Raw genomic sequence first — 1898 nt, forward strand, 5'->3', positions numbered from 1 at the left:
AAGCGGGCGATGTAAAATTAAAAAATAACGTAATTGTAGGTAAACCAAGTTGGGAAACACCTGCATTTAGCGACGAAATAGAAAAGTTTGTAGTTAATCCTGAATGGCGTATACCCACCTCAATTGCCACCAAAGAAATTGCTCCAAAGGTAGCCGAGGACCCTGACTATCTTGTAAAAAATAATATTGAAATTAGAAAAAACAGCTACCTAGACTCACAAACTGTTAATCCAAGCAATATTGATTGGGACTCTATTAAGCCGTACCAATTTGATCACTTTTTAGTAAAACGTGCTGGTGAAGAAAACCCCCTAGGGGAAGTTAAGTATTTATTCCCCAATGCCGAAGCAATTTATGTTCACGATACACCAGCAAAGCACCGCTTTAGCCAAGCAAACCGAGCCTTATCGCATGGCTGTATAAGAATAGAAAAGCCTTTTTCGTTAGCGCGTGAAATTATTAAGTACGAAGGAGAAGCGCAAACACTCAATAATATGGACAGCGCACTTGCTCAAAACAGTACTCAGACGTTTTATTTAGATGAGCCTCTTCCTATTCATTTAGTTTATTGGACTGCATGGGTTGACGAAAATAAGCTGGTTAACTTTAGAGATGACATATATCAACGCGATAAAAAAGCGCTATTCAAAAATGATGAACAGTCGGTGATTGCCGCTTTATTAAAAAATAAATAATGAGAGGGTTTATGCAATTTATTCATTATATTTCTATCGCCATATTCACAATTATATTTAGCAATAGTGTATTTGCTGCCGCGCCTACAAAGCCTGCGCATCAGGTAGTTGATATAAAAAACAAAGCCAACTTTGAAGATGCAGAATTTAGCCTAAAAATTAACGACATAGTTATGCCATATTCGGTGTTTTTAGTATTTGTAATGCCCAAAGAGCAAGTTGAGTTTGAAGTACTTTTTGCGCAATCAAAAAATGCTTACACGCTAATTAACACTCAAGGGAAATCTAAGCTTACAGACACCAACCGCTGGCAATGGCAAGCACCCAAAGAGCCTGGTTTAACAACGGTAATTATTGAGTCGCCCGATAAAAAACAGCGTATGAAAATCAACGTATTTGTAAAAGTACCGGCAGACAATGTTGAAGGAGGAAAGCTCAAGTATTACCACATTGGGCACTATCCTAAACATTCACAGATTAAAGACGCTTCACACTACATAGTGCCCGATGGCTTTGTTAAGGTAACGCCTGAAAATGAAAACGTAAAAATATCACCTCACTTTTCACTAAAAGAATTTGTTAGTAAGCAGCGAAGTAAGTACCCAAAGTATTTATTTTTACAAAATAAATTACTACTTAAACTAGAAAAAATACGCAAAGAACTGATTTTAGAAGGTATACCGGTTAGTAATATGGTGGTTATGAGCGGTTATAGAACTCCGTACTACAACAAATCAATTGGCAATGTAAAACTTAGCCGACATGTATTTGGTGATGCTGCCGATATTTTTATAGATAACGATGGCAACTACCGTATGGATGATATAAATAATGACGGTAAGCATTCAATTGGTGACGCTAAAGCGATGGCCGATATAGTGGAGTCGTTAGCTAGACGTGAATCATTTAAAGGTTTGCTAGGTGGTTTAGGTATTTATGGGCCTAAGTCGCACAGAGGCGCATTTATACATGTTGATACGCGTGGTTTTAAAGCGCGATGGGTGAGTAAGTAATTGCAACGGCTACCTCATTTAGCATAAAGCTAAACTAGCTAAGTCTAATTGTACAAGAGATTAGCTAAGCCAAGGTAGCTTGGTTTTTATAAGTCCTTTGTTTTATAAACATTTTATACCTTTACTGAGCTAGTCTTTTTTGCTTTAAACTGAGGCGCTTATGTGAGCTATAAACATGGTGTGTATCAGC

The 1898-nt window shown here is 37.4% G+C and carries 2 protein-coding genes; both read left to right on the forward strand.

What is annotated here, in order from left to right; genetic code table 11:
* A partial coding sequence (locus H5072_RS18275) for a L,D-transpeptidase family protein (protein ID WP_182694364.1) occupies positions 1–695 on the forward strand: 695 nt, incomplete at its 5' end.
* Between the two features lie 11 nt (positions 696–706).
* Positions 707–1708 carry a D-Ala-D-Ala carboxypeptidase family metallohydrolase gene (locus H5072_RS18280; protein WP_182694365.1) on the forward strand — a complete coding sequence of 334 codons (1002 nt, stop codon included), beginning with the start codon at positions 707–709 and terminating at the stop codon, positions 1706–1708.
* Positions 1709–1898 lie beyond the last annotated feature (190 nt).

This window comes from Pseudoalteromonas sp. SR45-5 (genome assembly GCF_014163565.1).
GTDB lineage: Bacteria > Pseudomonadota > Gammaproteobacteria > Enterobacterales > Alteromonadaceae > Pseudoalteromonas > Pseudoalteromonas distincta.